The organism is Ruegeria sp. S84 (assembly GCF_056583445.1).
Window position 1 is genome coordinate 3,226,919 of the sequence record NZ_CM152618.1, and the last position, 21,316, is coordinate 3,248,234.

At 57.1% G+C, this 21,316-nt stretch carries 23 protein-coding genes; 11 read left to right on the forward strand and 12 right to left on the reverse strand.

Features of this window, described 5'->3' with window-relative positions:
• Nucleotides 1-6 precede the first annotated feature (6 nt).
• Entirely contained in the window at nt 7-1,140 is a 1,134-nt protein-coding gene (locus tag AC1DFB_RS16090) for a Gfo/Idh/MocA family protein (protein ID WP_170514214.1), read from the forward strand.
• Here AC1DFB_RS16090 and AC1DFB_RS16095 read toward each other — a convergent pair.
• Nucleotides 1,137-2,141 (reverse strand): LacI family DNA-binding transcriptional regulator, encoded by a 1,005-nt coding sequence (locus tag AC1DFB_RS16095; RefSeq protein WP_480921662.1) that lies wholly within the window; start codon nt 2,139-2,141, stop codon nt 1,137-1,139. The genes AC1DFB_RS16090 and AC1DFB_RS16095 overlap by 4 nt on opposite strands.
• Before the next feature lie 187 nt (nt 2,142-2,328).
• On the opposite strand from AC1DFB_RS16095, the gene AC1DFB_RS16100 reads away from it, so the two are divergent.
• From AC1DFB_RS16100 to AC1DFB_RS16110, 3 genes are all read left to right on the forward strand, one after another.
• Nucleotides 2,329-3,279, forward strand: coding sequence for a sugar ABC transporter substrate-binding protein (locus AC1DFB_RS16100; RefSeq protein WP_170395010.1), 951 nt, complete (start codon nt 2,329-2,331; stop codon nt 3,277-3,279).
• Nucleotides 3,280-3,366: 87 nt separating this feature from the next.
• Nucleotides 3,367-4,491: an ABC transporter permease gene (locus AC1DFB_RS16105; protein WP_170408588.1), complete on the forward strand. Its 1,125-nt coding sequence runs from the start codon at nt 3,367-3,369 to the stop codon at nt 4,489-4,491.
• Between the two features lies 1 nt (nt 4,492).
• Nucleotides 4,493-5,281, forward strand: coding sequence for an ATP-binding cassette domain-containing protein (locus AC1DFB_RS16110; RefSeq protein WP_480921663.1), 789 nt, complete (start codon nt 4,493-4,495; stop codon nt 5,279-5,281).
• 36 nt (nt 5,282-5,317) lie between these two features.
• Here the strand turns inward: AC1DFB_RS16110 and AC1DFB_RS16115 are convergent, their stop codons facing one another.
• The 5 genes from AC1DFB_RS16115 to AC1DFB_RS16135 are packed head-to-tail and all read right to left on the reverse strand — an operon-like array spanning nt 5,318 to nt 9,518.
• Nucleotides 5,318-5,860 (reverse strand): DUF3833 domain-containing protein, encoded by a 543-nt coding sequence (locus AC1DFB_RS16115; RefSeq protein WP_170395003.1) that lies wholly within the window; start codon nt 5,858-5,860, stop codon nt 5,318-5,320.
• The gene (locus AC1DFB_RS16120) at nt 5,857-6,474 is read right to left on the reverse strand and encodes a DUF3833 domain-containing protein (protein ID WP_170426000.1); all 618 of its coding nucleotides are present in this window, start codon (nt 6,472-6,474) and stop codon (nt 5,857-5,859) included. The genes AC1DFB_RS16115 and AC1DFB_RS16120 overlap by 4 nt, the downstream gene beginning before the upstream one ends.
• Nucleotides 6,471-7,694, reverse strand: a complete 1,224-nt coding sequence (locus AC1DFB_RS16125) for an MFS transporter (RefSeq protein WP_480921664.1) — start codon at nt 7,692-7,694, stop codon at nt 6,471-6,473. Before AC1DFB_RS16125 ends, AC1DFB_RS16120 begins: the two co-directional genes overlap by 4 nt.
• Nucleotides 7,694-8,233, reverse strand: coding sequence for a hypothetical protein (locus tag AC1DFB_RS16130; RefSeq protein ID WP_170394996.1), 540 nt, complete (start codon nt 8,231-8,233; stop codon nt 7,694-7,696). The genes AC1DFB_RS16125 and AC1DFB_RS16130 overlap by 1 nt, the downstream gene beginning before the upstream one ends.
• Nucleotides 8,190-9,518, reverse strand: coding sequence for an NAD(P)/FAD-dependent oxidoreductase (locus AC1DFB_RS16135; protein ID WP_480895749.1), 1,329 nt, complete (start codon nt 9,516-9,518; stop codon nt 8,190-8,192). Before AC1DFB_RS16135 ends, AC1DFB_RS16130 begins: the two co-directional genes overlap by 44 nt.
• A 185-nt stretch (nt 9,519-9,703) precedes the next feature.
• On the opposite strand from AC1DFB_RS16135, the gene AC1DFB_RS16140 reads away from it, so the two are divergent.
• Entirely contained in the window at nt 9,704-10,429 is a 726-nt protein-coding gene (locus tag AC1DFB_RS16140) for an SDR family NAD(P)-dependent oxidoreductase (RefSeq protein WP_480568946.1), read from the forward strand.
• Nucleotides 10,430-10,431: 2 nt separating this feature from the next.
• On the opposite strand, the gene AC1DFB_RS16145 is transcribed toward AC1DFB_RS16140, so the two are convergent.
• Nucleotides 10,432-10,719 (reverse strand): I78 family peptidase inhibitor, encoded by a 288-nt coding sequence (locus AC1DFB_RS16145; protein ID WP_170394986.1) that lies wholly within the window; start codon nt 10,717-10,719, stop codon nt 10,432-10,434.
• Nucleotides 10,720-10,848: 129 nt separating this feature from the next.
• On the opposite strand from AC1DFB_RS16145, the gene AC1DFB_RS16150 reads away from it, so the two are divergent.
• Nucleotides 10,849-11,961 carry an S-(hydroxymethyl)glutathione dehydrogenase/class III alcohol dehydrogenase gene (locus tag AC1DFB_RS16150; RefSeq protein WP_170394983.1) on the forward strand — a complete coding sequence of 371 codons (1,113 nt, stop codon included), beginning with the start codon at nt 10,849-10,851 and terminating at the stop codon, nt 11,959-11,961.
• 54 nt (nt 11,962-12,015) lie between these two features.
• On the opposite strand, the gene AC1DFB_RS16155 is transcribed toward AC1DFB_RS16150, so the two are convergent.
• Nucleotides 12,016-12,954, reverse strand: coding sequence for a DMT family transporter (locus AC1DFB_RS16155; protein ID WP_480921665.1), 939 nt, complete (start codon nt 12,952-12,954; stop codon nt 12,016-12,018).
• 196 nt (nt 12,955-13,150) lie between these two features.
• Between AC1DFB_RS16155 and AC1DFB_RS16160 the strand changes: the two genes are divergently transcribed.
• On the forward strand, nt 13,151-13,618 hold the full coding sequence (locus tag AC1DFB_RS16160; protein ID WP_480921666.1) for a DUF1203 domain-containing protein: 468 nt from the start codon (nt 13,151-13,153) through the stop codon (nt 13,616-13,618).
• Here AC1DFB_RS16160 and AC1DFB_RS16165 read toward each other — a convergent pair.
• Nucleotides 13,615-14,607: an ABC transporter ATP-binding protein gene (locus tag AC1DFB_RS16165; RefSeq protein WP_170426214.1), complete on the reverse strand. Its 993-nt coding sequence runs from the start codon at nt 14,605-14,607 to the stop codon at nt 13,615-13,617. The two genes, AC1DFB_RS16160 and AC1DFB_RS16165, sit on opposite strands and share 4 nt — an antisense overlap.
• A gap of 87 nt (nt 14,608-14,694) precedes the next feature.
• Here AC1DFB_RS16165 and AC1DFB_RS16170 point away from each other — a divergent pair, with 87 nt between their 5' ends.
• From AC1DFB_RS16170 to polA, 3 genes are all read left to right on the forward strand, one after another.
• Complete coding sequence (locus AC1DFB_RS16170; RefSeq protein WP_480921667.1) at nt 14,695-14,880, forward strand: zinc-finger domain-containing protein; 186 nt, start codon at nt 14,695-14,697, stop codon at nt 14,878-14,880.
• Nucleotides 14,881-14,924: 44 nt separating this feature from the next.
• Entirely contained in the window at nt 14,925-15,587 is a 663-nt protein-coding gene (locus AC1DFB_RS16175; RefSeq protein ID WP_480921668.1) for a YrbL family protein, read from the forward strand.
• Between the two features lie 104 nt (nt 15,588-15,691).
• Complete coding sequence (gene polA / locus AC1DFB_RS16180) at nt 15,692-18,493, forward strand: DNA polymerase I (protein ID WP_170408577.1); 2,802 nt, start codon at nt 15,692-15,694, stop codon at nt 18,491-18,493.
• Between the two features lie 45 nt (nt 18,494-18,538).
• Here polA and AC1DFB_RS16185 read toward each other — a convergent pair whose 3' ends face one another.
• Both AC1DFB_RS16185 and AC1DFB_RS16190 read right to left on the reverse strand, forming a co-directional pair.
• A complete protein-coding gene (locus AC1DFB_RS16185) occupies nt 18,539-18,769 on the reverse strand; it encodes a DUF2798 domain-containing protein (protein WP_480921669.1) in 231 nt (76 codons plus the stop codon).
• A gap of 73 nt (nt 18,770-18,842) precedes the next feature.
• Entirely contained in the window at nt 18,843-19,598 is a 756-nt protein-coding gene (locus AC1DFB_RS16190) for a hydroxypyruvate isomerase family protein (RefSeq protein ID WP_480921670.1), read from the reverse strand.
• Nucleotides 19,599-19,777: 179 nt separating this feature from the next.
• Here AC1DFB_RS16190 and AC1DFB_RS16195 point away from each other — a divergent pair, with 179 nt between their 5' ends.
• Nucleotides 19,778-20,785: a DMT family transporter gene (locus AC1DFB_RS16195; protein ID WP_480921671.1), complete on the forward strand. Its 1,008-nt coding sequence runs from the start codon at nt 19,778-19,780 to the stop codon at nt 20,783-20,785.
• Here AC1DFB_RS16195 and AC1DFB_RS16200 read toward each other — a convergent pair.
• Nucleotides 20,710-21,300, reverse strand: a complete 591-nt coding sequence (locus tag AC1DFB_RS16200) for a DUF1285 domain-containing protein (protein WP_170514178.1) — start codon at nt 21,298-21,300, stop codon at nt 20,710-20,712. The two genes, AC1DFB_RS16195 and AC1DFB_RS16200, sit on opposite strands and share 76 nt — an antisense overlap.
• Between the last annotated feature and the right edge of the window lie 16 nt (nt 21,301-21,316).

A 21,316-nucleotide genomic window follows, 5' to 3' on the forward strand; every position in this document is an offset into this window, starting at 1 on the left:
CAGACCATGACCAAGCTGAAATGGGGCATGATCGGAGGCGGCGAAGGTAGCCAGATCGGACCGGCGCACCGGCTGGGGGCGCTGGCGGACGGGCATTTCCAATTCACCGCCGGAGCGCTGGATCACAGGCCTGACATTGGTCGCGAATACGCCCAACGATTGGGTATCGCGGCAGACCGAGCCTACGGCGACTGGACCGAGATGCTGGAAGGTGAGCGCGGGCGCGAGGATCGGATTGATCTGGTCACTGTAGCCACTCCAAATGCGACGCATTTCGAGATCACCAAAGCGTACCTTGAGGCCGGGTTCAACGTGCTGTGCGAAAAGCCCATGACCATGACGGTGGAAGAGGGCGAAGAGATTGTCAAAGTCGCCGAGAAATCAGGGAAGATTTGCGCGGTAAACTACTGTTACTCGGCTTATCCGATGGTGCGTCAGGCTCGTGCGATGGTGCGCGCAGGTGAGATCGGCAAAGTCCGTCTGGTCGTTACCAATTTCAGCCACGGCCATCACGGAGACGCCACCGATGCTGACAATCCACGCGTGCGCTGGCGCTATGATCCTGCGATGGCGGGTGTTTCCGGGCAGTTCGCTGATTGCGGTATCCACGCGATGCACATGGCCGGATTCATTGCGGATGATGAGGTTGAGACCCTGTCTGCAGATTTTGCTTCAACCATTGGCAGCCGTGAACTTGAAGATGATGCCATGGTCAACTTCCGCACGACAAAAGGCGCTGTTGGCCGGCTGTGGACCTCTTCGGTGGCCATCGGTCGGCAGCACGGGTTCGACATTCAGGTGTTCGGAGAAACCGGCGGTCTGCGATGGGCGTCGGAGCAGCCGAACCAGCTTATCTACACGCCTGTTGGTGGTCGCCTGCAGATCATAGAAAAAGGCGAAGGCGGGCTGCATGAAGACGCGCAACGTCTCAGCCGCGTGGCGATTGCGCATCCCGAAGGGTTCCCGCTGGCAGTTGCGAATATCTATTGCGATCTCGCAGATGCAATTGCCGGGGAAACCCGCGACGGCTTGCCCAATGCGGCAGACGGCGTGCGGTCGATGGCGGCTGTGCATACAGCGGTCGAGTCGGCGAAACAGGGCAGCGCGTGGATGGATGCCCGGCCACCGATGTTTCGTTAACTCTCAGATACGGGGCGCAATGTGCCCCGTTCCACCACCGAGCATGGGAATATCCGTGCCTCCGGATATCGGTCGGGTTCGTTCAGGGTTGCCACCATCAGCTCGATCGAAGAACTCACGATTTGCCGGATCGGCTGATGGATGGTGGTGAGATCAATATTCTCCCACCGTGCCATTTCCATGTCGTTCAGGCCGATAATGCCGATGTCTTCGGGCACCCTTAGGCCACTATCCAGAATTGCGGACAACACCCCGATGGACAACACGTCATCGCCGCAGAAATATGCATCAGCCCGCTCAGATTGCAGCAAGCGTAGCATTTCCTGACGACCTGCATCGAATGAGTAAGCCTCAGCAAACGAGCAGGTCACATCAATGCTAGGATGCCGGGCCATCTCTGACATGAAGCCCGCATGGCGATCCTGAGTCGAGGTCGCCGCTTCGGGCCCGCCTAGAAAGGCTACTTTAGTATAACCACGCGCGACCAGCTCGCGGGCCGCCATGCGTCCGCATTCCACATTGTCGATCCCGACCACATGAACCTGCGGTGAAGAGCATGACCGGCCAAAGCTGTGCACCACTGGTACGCCAGCATCCCGAAACGCTTTTGCAAAGCCGGGCGGCAAGGTCGACGACGCTACGACAACGCCATCGACCGAATATTGGCGCAGCATTCGTACCGAATTTTCGGGTTCAACCTCGTCGGTCAGATTCACCAGCAACGGGCGCAGGCCTCGGTCCTGCAGCCCTCGGGTAAAGAGGTCGAACACTTCAAGAAATATCGGGTTGTGGAAATTGTTCGAGACCAGCCCGATCAGCTTAGTTCGGCCTGTGGTCAGAGATGAAGCCAGTGCATTTGGGCTGTATCCCAGCTCACGCGCGGCCTTCTCGACTTTTCGGCGCATCTTGTCGGAAACCGAGGCCCCATCGGTGAAAGTGCGCGACACCGCCGAGCGTGAAACGCCGGCGCGTTCTGCAACCTCTTTCAATGTGACAGCCATGATCCGTCTGACCTTCCTGCGTTTAGTGGCAGTCCTTTTACCTGTATTCTTTGGCAGATACAGTATGAAACACATCTGACACCGTTTGCAACCGGTTGCAAAATTTTGACAGATATGCTCTAACTCGAGTCGGAGAGGTGCGAAGGACTGCCTCAATCCGCGATAACATGAGTTTTGGGAGGACATCATGACTTCACTGACGAAGAAGTTGGCGCTGGCGGCGGCGGTAGCTGCGACGCCTCTGATCGCAGCCACGGGCGCTGCGGCGGAAGGTGAGAAATACATTCTGGTCAGCCACGCGCCAGACAGCGATAGCTGGTGGAACACGATCAAGAACGGCATCGCGCTGGCAGGCGACCAGATGGGTGTCGAAGTCGAATACCGCAATCCGCCCACTGGCGACCTTGCCGATATGGCGCGGATTATCGATCAGGCGGCTGCTTCGGGTCCGAACGGGATCATTACCACGTTGGCGGATTATGATGTGCTGAGCGGACCGATCAAATCAGCGGTCGATGCGGGCGTTGATGTCATCATCATGAACACTGGTACGCCGGATCAGGCCCGGGAAGTTGGTGCCCTGATGTATGTGGGTCAGCCCGAATATGATGCCGGATTTGCTGCAGGCCAGCGCGCCAAGGGTGACGGCATCGGCTCGTTCCTTTGTGTGAACCACTATATCGTTCAGCCCTCAAGCCAGGAACGTTGTCAGGGCTTTGCAGACGGCTTGGGCATTGAACTGGGGGATCAGATGATCGACGCCGGTCAGGACCCAGCCGAGATCAAGAACCGCGTGCTGGCCTATCTGTCGGCGAACCCGGATACTGATGCGGTTCTGACACTGGGTCCAACCTCGGCTGATCCGACAATTCTGGCGCTGGAAGAAAATGGTATGGCCGGTGACATCTATTTCGGCACCTTCGATCTGGGTGGTGAGATTGTCAAAGGCATCAAGTCTGGCGTGATCCAGTGGGGAATTGATCAGCAGCCCTTCCTGCAGGCTTACCTGCCGGTTGTTGTGATGACCAACTACCACCGCTATGGCGTTTTGCCGGGCAACAACATCAATTCGGGTCCCGGCTTCGTAACTGCTGATGGTCTGACCAAGATCGAAGAATTTGCTGGCGAGTACCGCTGATTCTTACAGCGCGGGCGCCCCGCCAAAGCGGCGCCCGCCAACAACTATCTGACGCAAAATCACTGCTTAACTCGGAGGGGCGTTCTAATGAGCGAGTCTGCTCAAAACACGGCTGTAACCGACGAACGGATTAAAGAAATATCGCCGCTGCGCAAGGCCTTGATCCGGCCTGAACTCGGCGGGATGGTTGGCACCGTTGCCGTCTTCACCTTCTTTCTTTTGTTCGCTTTTGACAGCGGCATGTTCAACGCACAGGGCATGATGAACTGGTCGGTTGTCTCGGCGCAGTTCATGATCATCGCCGTGGGTGCCTGCCTTCTGATGATCGCGGGTGAGTTTGACCTGTCAGTCGGATCGATGATCGGCTTTTCGGGCATGATGATCGCAATTTTTTCGGTCACGCTGGCGTGGCCGGTCTGGATGGCAATTCTCGTCACGTTTGCAATGGCGGTGGCAATCGGCGCGCTGAACGGTTGGATCGTGATCCGGACTGGTTTGCCCAGCTTTATCGTAACGCTGGCCTTTCTGTTCATTTTGCGCGGCTTTACAATCTTCCTGCCGCAGGTGATCGAGCGCAAAACTATTATCGGCGGTGTGAAAGACGCAGCCGAAGGCGATTGGCTGGCGCCGATCTTTGGTGGTAAAATTTTGCAGGGATTGTTCCAATGGCTCGGGGATGCCGGGATTATCGCCGTATTCGAGCGTGGCACCCGCGCCGGTCAGCCAGTTGTGGATGGTATTCCAATGCTGATCGTCTGGGCGATCGCACTGATCATCTTTGGTCACGTGCTGCTGACCAAAACGCGGTTCGGCAACTGGATCTTCGCCTCGGGCGGGGATGCTGAGGCGGCGCGCAACTCGGGTGTGCCTGTGAACCGGGTCAAGATTCTGATGTTTATGTTCACGGCCTTCTGCGCCACCGTCTTTGCGGTCTGTCAGGTGATGGAGTTCGGATCGGCTGGTGCCGACCGGGGTTTGCTAAAAGAGTTCGAAGCGATCATCGCCGTGGTCATCGGCGGCGCGCTTCTGACCGGAGGATACGGCTCGGTACTGGGCGCGGCGCTGGGCGCGTTGATCTTTGGCGTGGTGCAACAGGGGTTGTTCTTTGCCGGTGTCGAAAGCTCGCTGTTCCGGGTCTTCCTTGGGGTGATCCTGCTGGGGGCTGTGATCCTCAACACCTATATTCGCCGCATCATCACGGGAGAGCGTTGATATGAATCCCGAAAATGAACCCATCATCCAGATGAAAAACATCGAAAAGCACTTCGGCAGCGTGATCGCGCTGGCGGGTGTCTCGGTGGACGTGTTTCCCGGTGAATGTCACTGCCTTCTCGGCGACAACGGTGCGGGAAAGTCGACCTTCATCAAGACCATGTCGGGCGTGCACCAGCCCACCCACGGAGAAATTCTGTTCGAAGGCCACCCCATGCATTTCGCCGACCCGCGTGATGCCATCGAGGCCGGGATCGCAACCGTACACCAGCATCTGGCCATGATCCCGCTGATGTCGGTCTCGCGCAATTTCTTCATGGGCAATGAGCCGGTAAAGAAGGTCGGACCTCTTCACTTTTTTGATCATGACTATGCCAACAAGGTCACGATGGAAGAGATGAAGAAAATGGGGATCAACTTGCGCGGCCCTGATCAGGCGGTGGGCACGCTGTCAGGTGGTGAACGCCAGACCGTCGCCATCGCGCGGGCGGTGCATTTCGGGGCGAAGGTTCTGATTTTGGATGAACCGACCTCGGCCCTTGGGGTGCGCCAAACAGCCAACGTTCTGGCGACCATCGACAAGGTGCGCAAGCAGGGTATTGCAGTGGTCTTTATTACTCATAACGTCCGCCATGCGTTGGCAGTGGGGGACCGGTTCACGGTACTCAACCGCGGTCAAACGCTGGGTACGGCGCAGCGTGGCCAGATCACCCCGGAAGAGCTGCAGGACCTGATGGCCGGTGGTCAGGAGATGGTCGAGCTTGAAGGCAGTCTGGGCGGAACCGTCTGATACTTTTTTGCCCCGCTGGCTGTGCTGGCGGGGTGACTACTTCTTCTCGAAGTACAATATGACTTCACCCAGCCTTACGCCAAAACGCGAAACATAGGCTCGGTTCAATAACCGGTCATCCGACAACAACCACATCCAGTCATCGAAATTGACACGCATGGTGCCGTCTTTGACGGGCAGGTCGATTTTGTACTTCCAGTTAAACGTATCGCCCCTTTCGACCCCACTGGCTGTGCCCAGCACACCGGGAGCGGTGCCGGTCCAGGTGTCATCGCCGGTCTTGGTCAGGGTCCAGATCCGTTGTTCGGTCGCACCATCGTCATAGACGAAATCTTCGACAAGCGTCAGAGTCTCTCCGTCCCATGTGCCGTCAATATCGACCTGGAAGCGACGCGGGACATTACCTAGTACATCCTGAAACTGACCATAAGCGACAGTCTTACCTTCGAAGAACTCTTCAAGGTTCAGCTGACGATCTGACAGAAACGATTTTGGTATACGCGGTTTGGCCGAGCATGCGGCGAGGATGGCCAACCCCGCGATCGCGACACCTGCAATAAGGGTACGGCGGGCGATCATTGCAAAACCCTCAGCTCAGAGTCTGCATCGTGGCCGTTTGCGCCATGCAGATGGGTGGATTTCACTTCAGGCGCAGGGCGCATCGTGGCGACCAGCTCGGCCACCTTGATCCCGAATTTTCGCATCTCGGACCGGTTCATGATTACACCGTTCTCCGTCAGATACATCCAGTCGGTCACATCCAGTGTATGCCCGCCCGCGTCCTCGGGCAGGATGATGCGATAGGTCAGCTTGACGGTTGAGCCCGAAATCACGCCTTTGCCCTCGCCGACAATATCGTCCGCTGTTGCGGTGAAAGTGTTGCCCGTGCCCAACGTCAGATGCCATTTGCGGGTCATCTGTTTGCCGTTGGAATAGGTGAAATACTCGGAAAGCGTACCGGTGTTGCCATCCCATTCGCCGACCATACGCGCGACAAAGCTGTTCGACATCTTGCCGTTAGGGCCATAGATCAGCCCTTCCGACAGGATCTCTCCATTCAGGTTCTTCTTCAGCGAAAACTCAGGCCCGGTTCCGCTGTAGTCGGAAGGTGATTGCGAGCGGAAACTGAGGAACCGGTTCTTCACAGCAAACAGCGCAAAAATCGCAAGCAGACAGATCAGGAGCGTTTTCATTTGGCAGAGACCTCTGTCGGGAGGGTCAGGACCATGCCAAACGCTCCGAGTTTCAAGATGCAGGGCAGCACCGCATAGGCGAGGGTGAGTGTATTCAAAGCCTCGGCAGAATTGGCCTGTCCAGGTGTAAAGCCGCTGCGTTCCAGTAGCGGCAGTGTGAAAAAGGCGGCCAGAGCTAGACCCAGCTTACCTGCGAAAGTCCAGATGCCGAACGCAGCAGATGCGTTCAGCCCGGCCCGGGTCAGAACGACCGAGAACATTGCAGGCAGGACAACCATGTCCGCCCCAAGCGCCGCGCCGGATGCGAGGCATATGATTGCGAAACCGATGAGATTCCCAGGGGCTAGAAGAGCGGCCCCGACAAAGCCGAGAATGGCCAGCGGCATGGCGATCATCAGAGTCTGTTTCGGGCCAATCCGATTGCTGAGCCTGGCCCAGAACGGAACGCTGAGCCCGGCGCTGAGGAAGAACAGGATCAGCAATGGCCCCGCTTTGCCTGGCAGTTGCAGCCGATCTTCAACAAAGAACAGAAACAGGGTCGAGGTGATGGCGACGGGCAGGCTGTTGACCAACGCAAGGGCAAGCAGACGTAAAGCCCCAGCCTGTCTTAGGCCTGCAAAGGACAGCCCTTGACCGGTGATCGGCGTGCGTCGCCACATTGGCAGGGTAACAGCCAGAGTCACAACGCTCAGAAGCCCGAGAAACATTCCAAAGGCCGGATACCCCTGCGCGGCTGCGCCAAGCGCCACGAACACAGCGGGTGCTGCGGCTGCTATGATAACTCCGGTCAGTTGTCCGCCTTCGCGGAAGGCGGCCAGTGTCATCAGTTCCTTCGCGCTAGCCTGTTTCGCCAGGGTGGCGCTGCGGCCATAAAGCAAGATGGTCCCGAGGCTGTAGGCCGAGAATAACAGGATCAGAATAGACACTAATACAGCGATACTTGTCCCTTCTGGCAAACCAAACAGCAATGGAAATCCAATCGCCAGACCCAGCGCAGAGGCGGCGGCAAACAACATTTGCCCACCGGGCCAGCGATCAATGGCCCAGCCAATCAGTGGATCTTGCACCAGATCGACGAGCCGAATGACCAGCAGAATGGTGCCAATGACCCCCAGCCCGATACCGAGATTCACGGCGGCAAAGCGCGGCAGGTGGATGTAAAGCGGGATACCTGCTGCAGCAAGCATCAGCGCATAGAGGCTGACACGCGGGTACAGCATCACTGCCCCTTCAACTGCTGTGTGAACGAGGCGGATCGTGTATTGTTACCCAGAAAAATTGACATGAAGCTGCGTGTGATACCCGGATTTGTCAGGGTGCAGGTTTTGCTTCCGTTGCGCCAGAAGCTGACGTTGTTGGGGCCTTGCGCGATGGCCAGGTAGCTATCGCCTTTGCTGACCGCCTGAAAACAGCCCTGCAATTGGGCTTCCGTCGGCGCAGGATTGCCTTGTCGGGCCATCTCTTCCCGGGTCGACTCGACCAGCGCTTTTTGTTTCAGGTTTTTTCGATAGGTCAATTGTAGGCCGAAATTCTCGTTCCAGCTGAATGCGGCACCGCCGGGCGTGTAAAGCTTGGCGTCATAGAGCGGCAGCCCCAGAAAACGGAATGTCCCGGTGCCGCGCAGCTTAGGGTCTTTGATTGCATCCGACAAAGGCGAAGCCGCCAGTCCGCCGGGGACCATCAGCGCCAGTGACAGCAGCGCAGCGCAACAGGTTCTATACGCTGGCCGAAACAGCGAGGTCCGTTTCAGGGATACCATTGTCAGCTCCGATGCTCTGCGGGATGGCGGTGAGGCGCTCGACAACATGCATTGCACTGGCAATCCCGTCTTCGTGGAAACCATGCCGGTTATACGCCCCGGCAAACCAGGTTCGGTTCTGTCCTTGCATCTCGCGGATTTGCCCTTGCGCGCGCAGGGCGGCTTTGTCGAACACCGGATGGGCGAACTCGACCTCGTCATAGATTTTGTCCGCGGGAATGTCTGATGCGGCGTTCAGGGTCACAAACAGCGGGTCACTGTCGGGGATATTCTGAAGCCGATTCATCCAATATGTGACCCCAACATTGCCCTTTTGCGATCGATAGGTCCAACTGGACCAGCAAGCACGCCGCCTGGGCATTTGGCGGGGATCACAGTGCAGGATAGCTTTGTTCGGTTGATATCTAATCGCGCCGAGCGCCGCTTTTTCCGCTTCGGTCGCTGCATCACCCAGAATGGCGAGAGACTGATCGGAATGGGTTGCCAGTATGATTTCGTCAAACAGAGCGGCCTCACCTCCTGCATGGACGGTGACGCCCAGATCATGCCGCTCGATCCGCTGCACGGGTGCGGACAGTCTGATGTCAGCACCGCGCGCACGTAGCGCAGTTTCGATCCGGCGGACATACTCGATGCTGCCGCCTTTCACGGTGTACCACTGGTGCTGATTGGCACGGCCCGAGGCCAGCAGCGCGTGATTGCGGAAGAACTGCACCAGCGAGCGGGCTGGGAACTGATCGACGAACTCGACCGGAGTTGACCAGATCGCGCCGCACATCGGCATCAGATAATTGTGCCGGAACCAGTGGCCGAGACGCAGTTGATCCACAAGCTCACCGATCGTGGTGTCGTCGTCCTGCGCGGCTTCGGGGGCCTCTTTGCCAAACCGCAGGATATCGGCGATCATCTTGTAATAGGCTGGACGCGCGAGGTTGCGCTTTTGCGCGGTCAAAGTGCGCAGATTGTTCAACCCATATTCAATGCGGCCATTGTCGATAGTTGCACCAAAGCTCATCTCACTTTTGGTGACCGGCACGTTCAGCTCATCAAACAGCCGGGTCAAATAGGGGTATGTGACATAGTTGAAGACGATGAAACCGGTATCTACCGGCTGATCTCCGTTCTTTCCGGCCATCACCGTGCGGGCGTGGCCGCCCAGTCGAGGTTCAGCCTCGAACACGGTTATATCGTTGTCTTCGGAAAGGTAATAAGCTGCGGAGAGACCTGAAATGCCTGCGCCTATGACTGCGATTTTCTTGCGTACGCCCCGGGTTTCGTCGAACATTCCATCCTCGTTATTCGGTATTTACAACAAGATACGCAGGGAATGAGGCTTTGGATCAACCGCGTTAGAAGTTTTTTTCCGACGCTCTATGTAGTGTTATCTGGCCGAATGCTACGAGCGCTGGGCGTGATCCATTGCTGCTTTCAGAACGTATTCGACCTAGTAGTACGAAAAAAGACTTACGCATGAGCAGTTTTGACGGAAAAACCTATTGGATCATTGGCGCCAGCGAAGGGCTGGGTCGTTGCTTGGCCGAAAAGCTGAGCCGCGAAGGCGCACATCTGATCCTTTCTGCTCGCAATGCCGAGCGATTGGATGAAATCTGTGGCACCTTGCCTAATGCACGTGCTGTACCGATGGATGTGACTGATCTCGACACTGTGCGCCGCGCTGTGGTGGAGGCTGGCTCAATTGACGCGCTTGTCTACAACGCAGGCGCCTATGAGCCGATCAGTACGTCAGATTGGAACACCGATGCCGCCTTGGCGATCAGCGATGTGAACTATTCCGGTGCGCTTCGGGTGTTGGGTGAAACCGTCCCAGGATTTGTGGGCTCAGGCAGTGGTGATATCACGCTGATCGGGTCGCTTGCCGGGTATCATGGGCTTCCCAATGCGATCTCGTACGGGGCCAGCAAGGCTGCGCTGATCTCGCTGGCCGAGACCATGCGGCACGATCTGGCAGGGTCAGGCGTGACGGTGCGCATTGTCAATCCGGGGTTCATCAAGACCCGTCTGACCGACAAGAACAGTTTCAAAATGCCGATGCTGATGACACCCGAAGATGCGGCCGATCGCGTAGTGCGCGCCATGTCCCGTCGCCGGTTTCGAACCGATTTCCCGGCACCGTTCTCATGGGTTGTGCGCCTGATCGATTATTTGCCCGATATTCTGGTGTACCGGGGAAAGTGACCCTATCCGCAGGTAAGCCTCTGAATTGTGCCTGCGCCGTTCACATAAACGTTCAGCCGGTCGATGCGATAATCCTGCGTGGCAATATCATCCGGGCCCAGAACGCGCGACCGTTCAGGCAGTTGGGCTTGTATGGTTGAAACCGGCTCACCAATGGTGTTCGCAAACGGTTCTCCCTTACAAAATGCAAGATCAACCGGTGCCTCCTCTAGTTCAAGCGCCGCGTCCTGCGGTGCAGAGGTCTCAGAACATGCGGTCAGAAGAATTAGGATCGGAAATAAACGGTACATTGGCGCAGGGCTTTCTGGTGATGTCGTTTCTGAAATATCAAAGATTTAGCCAACCTGTCATGAAAGCGCAGTTGAAAAAACCCTGTATTTGACGCAGGGTCGGGCAAAACAGACAGGGAGACAAGCACCATGCGTACCCGTGCCGCCGTCGCCGTTCAGGCAGGCAAACCTTTGGAAGTGATGGACGTAAACCTTGAAGGCCCCAAAGCGGGCGAGGTTCTGGTCGAGATCAAGGCGACAGGCATTTGCCATACCGATGAATTCACCCTGTCGGGCGCCGACCCTGAAGGCTTGTTTCCCGCCATTCTGGGCCATGAAGGCGCAGGTGTCGTGCTTGAGGTCGGCCCGGGTGTAACCAGCCTGAAACCCGGCGATCACGTCATCCCGCTTTACACGCCCGAGTGTCGTGAGTGCGAATACTGCCTGCATCCCAAGACCAACCTGTGCCAGGCAATTCGCGAAACCCAAGGCCAGGGCCTCATGCCGGATGGCACCTCGCGTTTTTCTACGTTGGATGGCGATCCGATCCTGCACTACATGGGCTGCTCGACCTTCTCGAACCATACGGTTCTGCCTGAAATCGCGCTCGCCAAAGTGCGTGAGGACGCGCCCTTTGACAAGATCTGCTATATCGGCTGCGGCGTGACCACCGGAATTGGCGCGGTGATCAACACTGCCAAGGTAGAAATTGGCAGCCGTGCCATCGTGTTCGGCTTGGGCGGTATCGGCCTGAACGTGATTCAGGGCCTGCGTCTGGCTGGCGCGGATCAGATCGTGGGCGTTGATTTGAATCCAGCCAAGGTGGAAATGGCGACCAAGTTCGGCATGACGGATTTCGTGAACCCCTCTGAGGTCGAAGGTGATCTGGTGCCGTATCTGGTCAACCTGACCAAGGGCGGCGCGGATTATACCTTTGACGCCACAGGCAATGTCGGCGTAATGCGCGCGGCGCTGGAATCGGCTCACAAGGGCTGGGGTGAATCGATCATCATCGGTGTGGCCCCTGCGGGCGCTGAAATCTCTACCCGTCCGTTCCAACTGGTCACCGGTCGTTCATGGCGTGGTACTGCCTTTGGCGGCGCGCGTGGTCGGACTGATGTACCGAAAATCGTCGATTGGTACATGGATGGCAAAATCGAGATTGACCCGATGATCACCCACACCATGGGCCTGGACGATATCAACCACGGTTTCGACCTGATGCATAAGGGCGAGAGTATCCGGTCGGTGGTCGTCTACTAAGGCTCTATACCGGCTGAAATGGATTGCACGGCGCGCTGCAATGCGCGCCGTTTATTATTCTCCGGGCCTCGTCGCTCCAGTATCTGACCGCGGCGACCTGACGCGCAGCACAGGCGTATTAGCAGAGGTAGTGTTTGATCGGCTCTCTCGCCAAACCACGAAAACACCTGATGCGATGATGATACTTGCGCCAACGGCGACCCAGATATCCGGGTGCTCGCCAAAGAAAATCACGCCGAAGATCGTGGCCCAGATGATCTGGCTGTATTGACTAGGGGCAATGGCGCCGGCGGGGGCGGCGCGATAAGCAAGGATGATCAGGTGCTGTGCGATTACCGAGAACACCCCGACAAACGCCATCATCGCCAGATGCAGCAATGATGGTGGTTGATAAACTGCCGGTTGGGCGACGCTCATGACGGCGATGGCCAGCAGCATAGGATAAAGGATTAGGACGGCAGAGCGTTCTTCATTCCCGATTTTGCGGACAAGAACCGAAGCAAATGCGCTGCAGAAGGCTGCTGCCAGAGCCGCTAAATGGCCCAGGGTGATTTCGGTCGCGCCAGGGCGCAGGACGATCAGGACGCCGATCAGGCCGACGCCCACGGCCGCCCACCTTTGGGCACGGACCACCTCACCCAGAATCGGAATCGACAGAACAGTTACGATCAGCGGGAAGGAAAATAGCAGGGAATAGACTTCGGCCAGCGGCAGCACCGAAAAAGCGTAGAAGGCACAAGACATGGCCATGATCATCGTCGCTGATCGCAACAGCACCAACCACGGATGCCGCGGCAGGAAATTCCCAGTGGTCCGATCGGCCAGAATTGTTACTGCCATAGGGACAAAGGAAAACAGCGTCGCAAAGAAGATGATCTGCAAAACCGAATAGGTGCCACCCAGCACCTTGATCAGCACGTCATGCGTCGCGAAGACGGCAAAGCCTAAGAACGCAAAGGCAAGCCCACGAAGGGTGGAGTTCTGAGCGCTCATGACAAAAGCCTCAATCATAGATGGATCGTTTGGGGTGTTTGATGTTTGCTTAGACCCAAATTGGTCTGACGGGTAGCCCTTATTTTATCGCTAACATTCTTTTGCAGGCAGGGTTGCAGATTTTGCAATACGCAGGAAACGGGTCGAGTCCAAAACAAGCGATTGCCATGATCATCTCAAATCAAGGAGAAACATCATGCACGGAATTTCAGCCCTACCAACACAGCAGGTTCAGGCATATCGCGCCGGTGCGCCGGATGGATATGGAAACCCACCAGAGCGTGCGATTTCCAATGGGGCGGGCAACCCATGCCGTCATTGTTTGAAATACATACCGGAAGGTAAAGAGATGCTGGTGTTGGCGCACCGACCCTTCCCGGAAACGCAGCCTTATGCAGAGACTGGACCGATCTTCCTTTGTGCCGACCCCTGCGCGCGCTATGAAAGTGAGGATGTGCTGCCCGAGGCGTTGACCGACTCGCCCAAATACCTGATCAAAGGGTATGGTCCGGACGACCGAATCGTCTATGGAACCGGGATCATCACCCCACAGGCGCTGTTGCATGAGGCGGCTAAAAAAATATTCTCCCGCGCTGATGTCGCTTACATCCACATCCGATCTGCTCTGAACAACTGTTATCACGCACGGATCGATCGTGTCTAAAGCTTGACGCGGTGCATCCCCCGATGTGGTTGGTTCGGGTCGTTGACAGTTGCGTCGTCGACCCGACTGGAGGTCAACGCAAGGAACACATCCTCAAGATCAGCTTCTTCAGTGCGGACGTCCTGGATGCGAATATTGGCCTGACGTACAGATTCCAGCACCTGCTCGGCTGTAGTTAAGTTGCTGTGGTATTGCAGCACAAGGTCGCCGTTCTCACGTTGCGCTGCAATCACGTTATCCGCTACAGGCAGAGTCTGTATGGGGCTATCCGGCACGATCACCATGGTTCGGCTGTCCATGCGGCCCAGCAGATTGGCCGTGCTGTCTTGTGCGATCTTTTCGCCGTGATTGATAATGGCGATCTCGTCACACATCTCTTGCGCTTCTTCCAGATAGTGCGTGGTCAGGATGATGGTCATGCCCTGTTCGTTCAGCTTGCGCACATTGGCCCAAAGCATCTGTCGCAGTTCGATATCCACACCCGCCGTGGGTTCGTCGAGCACCAGAATCTTGGGATGGTGCACCAGCGCCTTGGCCAGCAGCAGACGCCGCCGCATTCCGCCCGAAAGCGTGCGCGCGTAGGCCTCGGCCTTGTCGGCAAGGCCAACGAGGTCGAGGATCTCATCGCTTCGCCGATCAGACTTGGGAACACCGTACAGCCCGGCCTGAACTTCTAATGCGCCTCGAGGTGTAAAGAACGGATCAAGGTTCAATTCCTGAGGCATCACGCCGATGGCGGCGCGGGATTGGCGCGGGTTTTGATCCTGGTCGAAGCCCCAGATCGAGACGCTGCCAGACGTTTTGACCACCAGCCCCGCCAGAATGTTGATCAGGGTCGATTTGCCGGCTCCATTCGGGCCAAGCAGACCGAAAACGGACCCCTGCGGTACCGTCAGGTCGATCCCTTTCAAAGCCTGTTTCTCGGGCTGGCCCTTGCCGCCGCGATAGGTCTTGCGCAGTGATCTGATTGTGATTGCCGCATCGGACATGTGGCCCTTGCCCCCGGTTTGCTCATCGCCCATAAACGCACCTAATACATGCCCGCGAGGCCGACAACCAAAGAAGGATCGCCAGCCGTGACCATCGAAGCGCCGGAAACCAAGATTGTCGAAAATACCCGCGTCGCCTGCGATGGTGGCGAGGGTGCGCTGGGTCATCCGCGCGTCTGGCTGCAGATTCCCGAAGACACTGGTTCGGTCGAGTGCCCCTATTGCGATTGCAAATACGTGCTGCGTGGTGAGGACTCTGGTCAGGACGCGTAAGGGCGACCAGGACGGCAGGCGGTCGTAACTGGCGAGGATGGATAATGCTGTTCACAGCCAAAACGATTGACCTTTCCGACAGCCAGCCAATCGCGAACGGGACTGTGCGCAGTGTCTATGACTTTCCCGGTCATCCTGACTTACTGATCAAAGTTTTTACCCGGTCCCAAGATCGTGTCTCGCACAGGCTTGGCAAGCGACTGGCATGGAAACTGTTCCCCGAGGCGCAGTATCGCAGCACGCTAAAAGAGCTGGAATGCGAGCTGCGGGTATCGCTGAAACTCGGGACAGAAATTGAGCGTTCACCCCTGTCCAGGATGTTGGGCGTGGTTCAGACGACGCATGGGGCGGGGGTTGTGGTTGAGCGCATTTCTGGCCTTGATGGCGGGCTTGCACCAAAGCTGTATGAAGTCTGCCGTAGTGGATTGGACGCCCCGGTTTTGAATGCGCTGAATGCATTCGTCGGGCAGATGTTTGACCTTCACATCGTCGCCCGCGACGTCAAAAGTTCGAATATTGTCTTCGGGACAAGGGGCGCTGGTCCGGCCTGTTTCCTGATCGATGGATATGGTGAGCGGAACCTCATCCCACTGCGCAGCCTGTCCCAACGTCTGAATGATCGCTCGCTGAACAAACAATTCGCGTTGATCGCGCAAAAAGCAGGTTTGGCTTGGAATGCGGATAAGCGCACTTTTTCGAATAGCTAAGACCAGACCACGGGCAAATTAGGTCGCAACGAATTGGCCAGGTGGCCTCGTCTTTCGTGCAGCCCTTATGTACAACTTGGCGCAACCCAGCGCAGGAGCCTCATATGACCACCACCCAATTCGGAAAAGGCTGCCATCTGCATCTGATTGATGGATCAGCCTTTATCTTCCGCGCCTATCACGCTTTGCCGCCGTTGACGCGGAAATCAGATGGGCTACCGATTGGGGCGGTATCGGGGTTCTGCAATATGCTGCAGAAATATGTCGAAGGGAACGCCGGGCCGGATGCGCCGACCCATGTTGCGGTGATCTTCGACAAGGGCTCGCATACGTTCCGTAATGATCTGTATGATCTCTACAAGGCCAATCGTGAAGCGATGCCCGAAGATTTGCGCCCGCAAATGCCGCTGACGCGCGAAGCCACCAAAGCGTTCAACATCGCCTGCAAAGAACTTGAAGGCTATGAAGCCGACGACATTATCGCGACCCTCGCCGTTCAGGCACGTGAGGCCGGTGGGCGGGTGACCATTGTCAGTTCTGACAAAGACCTGATGCAGCTTGTGGGCGGCGGTGTCGAGATGCTGGATGCGATGAAGAACAAGCGGATCGATCGCGATGGGGTGGTTGAGAAGTTCGGCGTCGGGCCCGAGCGGGTTGTCGATGTGCAGGCTTTGGCCGGGGATTCGGTGGATAACGTACCGGGCGCTCCGGGCATTGGTGTGAAGACGGCAGCGCTGTTGATCAATGAATATGGCGATCTGGAAACCCTGCTGGATCGCGCTGAAGAGATCAAACAGCCCAAGCGCCGCCAGACTCTGATCGAAAAGCGCGACCAGATCGAGCTTTCGAAGAAACTTGTGCAATTGGATGAAAACACACCGTTGGATTTCACTCTGGATGACCTTGAGGTGAAGGATCCCGATGCTGAGACTTTGATGAAGTTTCTGGCAGAGATGGAATTTCGGACGCTCACCAAACGCATTGCTGACAAGCTGGGCGTCGATTCCCCTGTCATCCCCGATATATCCACGCCCGAGGCGGAGTCACAGGCCGAAGACGTCCCATTTGATGCAACGAAATACGAATGCGTGCGCGATGCTGCGGCTTTGCAGAAATGGATCGATCAGGCCTACGAGCGCGGCTGGGTTGCGGTGGATACCGAGACCACTGGCCTGAATGAGATGATCGCCGATTTGGTCGGGATTTCGCTATGTGTCGAGGCGGGTGAGGCTTGTTACATCCCGTTGACTCACCGTGAAAGCGCGACCGATGATCTGTTCGGATCGGATGCGCTGGCCGATGGACAGATGCCGCTGGATGCAGCTCTAAACTTGCTGAAACCGATGTTTGAGGATCCGTCGATCCTGAAGATCGGACAGAACATGAAATACGATGCCAAAATCTTTAAGCGATATGGCGTCGACGTCGCCCCCATCGACGACACGATGCTGATGTCCTACGCCATGCATGGCGGTGAGCATGGGCATGGCATGGATACGCTATCTGAACGCTATCTGAGCCATACGCCGATTCCCATCAAACCTCTGCTTGGCTCGGGCAAGTCTGCAATCACTTTCGACAAGGTGCCGATTGACGAGGCCACGGCCTACGCTGCCGAGGATGCGGACATCACCCTTCGCCTGTGGAAATTATTCAAGCCGCAGTTGCATCAGGTGCAGGTGACGACGGTGTATGAAACACTTGAACGACCATTGGTGCCGGTTCTCAAAGAAATGGAGATGCATGGCATCAAGGTCGATCGCGATGTTCTCAGCCGAATGTCAAATGCATTTGCGCAGAAGATGGCCGGGTTAGAGGCTGAAATCCACGAATTGGCGGGTGAGAATTTTAACGTCGGTTCGCCGGCGCAACTGGGTGAAATCCTGTTCGACAAAATGGGGCTTGAGGGCGGCAAGAAGGGCAAGACCGGGAAGTACTCGACAGGGGCGGACATTCTTGAGGACCTCGCGACCGAACATGAACTGCCGCGCCGGGTGCTGGACTGGCGGCAACTCTCCAAGCTGAAATCGACCTATACGGACGCGCTGCAGACCCATATCAATCCTGATACGGGCCGAGTGCATACGTCTTACTCGATCACTGGGGCGAATACGGGCCGACTGGCCTCGACCGACCCCAACCTGCAAAACATTCCGGTGCGGACTGAGGAAGGTCGGCGCATACGTGAGGCGTTCATTGCCGAGCCGGGCAATGTGCTGGTCAGCCTTGATTACAGCCAGATTGAGCTTCGGATTCTGGCCCATATCGCCGATATTCCGACCCTGAAACAGGCGTTTGCGGATGGTTTGGACATTCACGCAATGACGGCGTCCGAGATGTTTGATGTTCCGTTGGACGAGATGACGCCGGATATCCGTCGTCAGGCCAAGGCGATCAACTTTGGTGTGATCTACGGCATTTCGGGCTTTGGGCTGGCGCGCAATCTGCGCATTCCCCGGGCGGATGCGCAGGGTTTCATCGATCGCTATTTCGAACGTTTCCCGGGCATCCGGCGCTATATGGACGACACGATCGCGTTTGCCAAAGAGAATGGCTATGTCCAGACCCTGTTCGGCCGGAAAATCCATACACCTGAGATCAATGCCAAGGGGCCGCATGCGGGGTTCTCGCGTCGTGCTGCGATCAATGCTCCGATCCAAGGGACGGCAGCAGATGTAATCCGGCGCGCGATGGTGAGGATGCCGGATGCGATCAACGGCTTGCCCGCCAAGATGCTGTTGCAGGTGCATGACGAGTTGCTGTTCGAAGTGGCTGAAGAGGCTGTGGATCAAACCATTTCGGTCGCGCGCGCGGTGATGGAAGGGGCAGCAGATCCGGCAGTGAAGCTGGATATCAAGCTGGTCGCGGATGCCGGACAAGGCGCGAACTGGGCCGAGGCCCATTAGGGGCGGCGCTGCTCATCAAGCCCTACGGGCCCTCTTTGCAGCGGGTCAGGCTTCTGGCCTGACCAGGCGGGTGATCAGGCGTTTTACGAAAGGGCCCAGCGTCAGGATGACGGTGAAGGCGATAGGCCAGCAAAAGGCCCAAGAGGCCATCCAGTCTCCGAGTGTTGAAGCGCTGAAGCCGATAGCTTTGAGCGTGGCTATGCCGGTGACGACGCAGGACATCAGGCCGGACATGATCAAGGCGAACAGGGCATTGGCATAGCGGGCAGATATCATGCGAGGCATCCTTGGCGTGTCGATGCCCTCAATTGCGCCATTTCAGTCTGAAAATCCAGCGTTCATGCAGGGTTTAATACTGTATCCAAGCCAGTGAGTCCTCAGTCCGCCGGGTTGAGGGGTTGTATTCGGCGCTGACCCAGCCGCTGTAATCCGACTGGTCCATCGCAGCAAACAACGCGGCAAAGTCCATTGTACCCAGCCCGGGTTCCGAGCGATCCGGCGCAGCCCCGATCTGTGCATGGACAATATGGGGCTGAAAACGGTGCCAAATCGCCAGCGCGTCGCCGTGGATCATCTGCGCATGAAAACTGTCATATTGTAGGCCGACATTTGCGCGGTCGACGCGGTCCAGCACTTCGGCGGCCAGATCATAATTGTTCAGGAAGTAACCGGGTTGCGATACGGGGTTGAGCGGTTCGATTGTAAACCGCTGTGCCGGCGCGAGGTCGGCGGCCCATTGCAGGTTCTCGACAAAACAACGCAGGGACTCGGGGCCGGAAGCGTATCCTGCCATAACGTGAATCATCTCTGGCCGCAGCACATCCGCGTAGCGCAGAACGCGCCGGATATCGGACTTAAACCTGTCAGAGCTGCCGGGCATGGCGGCGTAACCCGGTTCACCGCCGGTATAATTCGGGGGCGGGGCGTTGATCAGCACCAGATCAAGCCCGCTGGACAGCAGCGCGCGGCGGGTCTCTTTGGCCGCGAGGTCGTAGGGGAAGAGAATTTCAACAGCCGTAAACCCGGCCTGCGCGGCGGCTTGAAACCGGTCGAGATAGGGCAGTTCTGCAAACAGCAGTGAAAGATTGGCGGCAAATCTGGGCATCGGGCATCCGGTGTCGAACTTTGCAGAGCCTAGCGATCACGACGGCCACGTGAAAGAGACTGAAAACGACAGATTGTCGAAAATCGGCCAGATAAAGGCTTTCGAATCAGGGACCATCAGGCTCAAGCGGTATCCCGTTGCGAGGGCCGCGCCAACAATAAGGTCTGATCACGATGGCCATGAGCCCTGAACCCGCGCGCGGGACCGCTATAGCTGTATCTGACGGTCGACAGACCGCGTTCACCGGAAATACGCTGGCGGTGGCTTCGATGCTGACGTGGGCGGCGGGTTTCCCGGCGGCTGAGATCCTATTGCAAAGCTGGCCACCGATCGCCCTGTTCGCGGCACGGATGTCTCTTGCGGTGTTGGTCATGGTACCAATCTGGCTGATTCTGGACGGACCGGCTCAGGTATTGCGCGCCCGTTGGGGCCATGCCCTCGTGGTCGGCGGTTTGGGGCTAGGGTCGGGGATGTTCCTGATCCTTGTGGCGCAGAAGCTGACCGACCCAGTTACCGTTGCCATTATCGCCTCGTGTGCGCCTTTGATCGCTACGATCATGGAGCTTGTGGCGGGAACGCGGCGATTGCGCTGGAGCTTTGCGCTGGGATTGGTGATTTCAATCATTGGCGGCCTGATTGCCACCAGCGCGGTGGCACCGGCACAATTAGGACTGGGTGCGATGTGCGCAGTGGTGTCTACCGCGCTGTTCTGTTGGGCCAGCATGGCCACTGCGCGCGACTTCCCCGAGCTTAGCCAGTTGGGCCGTAGCACCATTACCTTGGTCGGAGGATTGTCGACCGCAGCCATTCTAGTACCGTTAGCCGGATTGCTGGGGCTAGAGGTCATGCCTACACGCCCCGTAGATGTGGCGCAGATGGGTATGTTGGTGTTCTACGCACTGTTCTCACTGGGCCTGAGCCAATTTTTCTTCATAGCATCAGTGGGAAAACTAGGGGTCGCCCTGGCGTCATTCCACATCAATATCGCACCATTTTATGTGATGGTGATCATGATGGCGCTGGGCGAGGACTGGAACTGGACCCGCGCGCTGGGCGCGTCGCTGGTGGCGCTTGCGGTCGTGCTGGCGCAGGACCGCAAACCGCGACCGGTTCAATCCTCTAGCACATCGGATGCGATCAGTGGGAAAAATTGGCCGTCCGACCAGACACCAAACCAACCGTCGTGATGTCTGGCGATCTCGACCAACCGGTAAAAGCTCTTGCGATCAATGCGCGCCTCAAGATTCGCGCGCACCAATATGTAGGGTGAGGGCTCATCAGTTTCCGTATTTAGGACAATGCGTATCGGGTGATCGGGCCCGGCGATGGCTGTATCGCCCACTTGCGTCGTAAAAGTCAGACGTTGGGCTTCGCCTTGTCCCTCATGCTCAAAATCAACGGCAACAAACGGCGCATCCTCGACGGTGATTCCCACCTTTTCAGCGGGAGTGACGAGAAAGTACCTACCCTCTTCTTTCTTAAGAATTGAGGAAAATAGCTTAACAAGCTCGACCCTGTTGATCGGTGACCCTAGATAACTCCAAGTACCATCTTTGGCGATCCGAATGTCCAGATCGCCACAAAACGGAGGATTCCATAGGTGAACGGGCGGCAAACCCCGCGTTTTGGCCGCTTTGACCGAAGCCGCCAGACCGTCTGGTGAAGGGGTCACGGGTTTTTGTCCGCTCATTGCTTTTGCCATTTCCTCTCAGCGCGAT

What these genes read in the sequence shown, in the direction of transcription:
- AC1DFB_RS16090 (WP_170514214.1), top strand. Translation starts at nt 7, where the DNA reads ATGACCAAGCTGAAATGGGGCATGATCGGAGGCGGCGAAGGTAGCCAG.
- AC1DFB_RS16095 (WP_480921662.1), bottom strand. Translation starts at nt 2,141, where the DNA reads ATGGCTGTCACATTGAAAGAGGTTGCAGAACGCGCCGGCGTTTCACGC.
- AC1DFB_RS16100 (WP_170395010.1), top strand. Translation starts at nt 2,329, where the DNA reads ATGACTTCACTGACGAAGAAGTTGGCGCTGGCGGCGGCGGTAGCTGCG.
- AC1DFB_RS16105 (WP_170408588.1), top strand. Translation starts at nt 3,367, where the DNA reads ATGAGCGAGTCTGCTCAAAACACGGCTGTAACCGACGAACGGATTAAA.
- AC1DFB_RS16110 (WP_480921663.1), top strand. Translation starts at nt 4,493, where the DNA reads ATGAATCCCGAAAATGAACCCATCATCCAGATGAAAAACATCGAAAAG.
- AC1DFB_RS16115 (WP_170395003.1), bottom strand. Translation starts at nt 5,860, where the DNA reads ATGATCGCCCGCCGTACCCTTATTGCAGGTGTCGCGATCGCGGGGTTG.
- AC1DFB_RS16120 (WP_170426000.1), bottom strand. Translation starts at nt 6,474, where the DNA reads ATGAAAACGCTCCTGATCTGTCTGCTTGCGATTTTTGCGCTGTTTGCT.
- AC1DFB_RS16125 (WP_480921664.1), bottom strand. Translation starts at nt 7,694, where the DNA reads ATGCTGTACCCGCGTGTCAGCCTCTATGCGCTGATGCTTGCTGCAGCA.
- AC1DFB_RS16130 (WP_170394996.1), bottom strand. Translation starts at nt 8,233, where the DNA reads ATGGTATCCCTGAAACGGACCTCGCTGTTTCGGCCAGCGTATAGAACC.
- AC1DFB_RS16135 (WP_480895749.1), bottom strand. Translation starts at nt 9,518, where the DNA reads ATGTTCGACGAAACCCGGGGCGTACGCAAGAAAATCGCAGTCATAGGC.
- AC1DFB_RS16140 (WP_480568946.1), top strand. Translation starts at nt 9,704, where the DNA reads ATGAGCAGTTTTGACGGAAAAACCTATTGGATCATTGGCGCCAGCGAA.
- AC1DFB_RS16145 (WP_170394986.1), bottom strand. Translation starts at nt 10,719, where the DNA reads ATGTACCGTTTATTTCCGATCCTAATTCTTCTGACCGCATGTTCTGAG.
- AC1DFB_RS16150 (WP_170394983.1), top strand. Translation starts at nt 10,849, where the DNA reads ATGCGTACCCGTGCCGCCGTCGCCGTTCAGGCAGGCAAACCTTTGGAA.
- AC1DFB_RS16155 (WP_480921665.1), bottom strand. Translation starts at nt 12,954, where the DNA reads ATGAGCGCTCAGAACTCCACCCTTCGTGGGCTTGCCTTTGCGTTCTTA.
- AC1DFB_RS16160 (WP_480921666.1), top strand. Translation starts at nt 13,151, where the DNA reads ATGCACGGAATTTCAGCCCTACCAACACAGCAGGTTCAGGCATATCGC.
- AC1DFB_RS16165 (WP_170426214.1), bottom strand. Translation starts at nt 14,607, where the DNA reads ATGTCCGATGCGGCAATCACAATCAGATCACTGCGCAAGACCTATCGC.
- AC1DFB_RS16175 (WP_480921668.1), top strand. Translation starts at nt 14,925, where the DNA reads ATGCTGTTCACAGCCAAAACGATTGACCTTTCCGACAGCCAGCCAATC.
- polA (WP_170408577.1), top strand. Translation starts at nt 15,692, where the DNA reads ATGACCACCACCCAATTCGGAAAAGGCTGCCATCTGCATCTGATTGAT.
- AC1DFB_RS16185 (WP_480921669.1), bottom strand. Translation starts at nt 18,769, where the DNA reads ATGATATCTGCCCGCTATGCCAATGCCCTGTTCGCCTTGATCATGTCC.
- AC1DFB_RS16190 (WP_480921670.1), bottom strand. Translation starts at nt 19,598, where the DNA reads ATGCCCAGATTTGCCGCCAATCTTTCACTGCTGTTTGCAGAACTGCCC.
- AC1DFB_RS16195 (WP_480921671.1), top strand. Translation starts at nt 19,778, where the DNA reads ATGAGCCCTGAACCCGCGCGCGGGACCGCTATAGCTGTATCTGACGGT.
- AC1DFB_RS16200 (WP_170514178.1), bottom strand. Translation starts at nt 21,300, where the DNA reads ATGGCAAAAGCAATGAGCGGACAAAAACCCGTGACCCCTTCACCAGAC.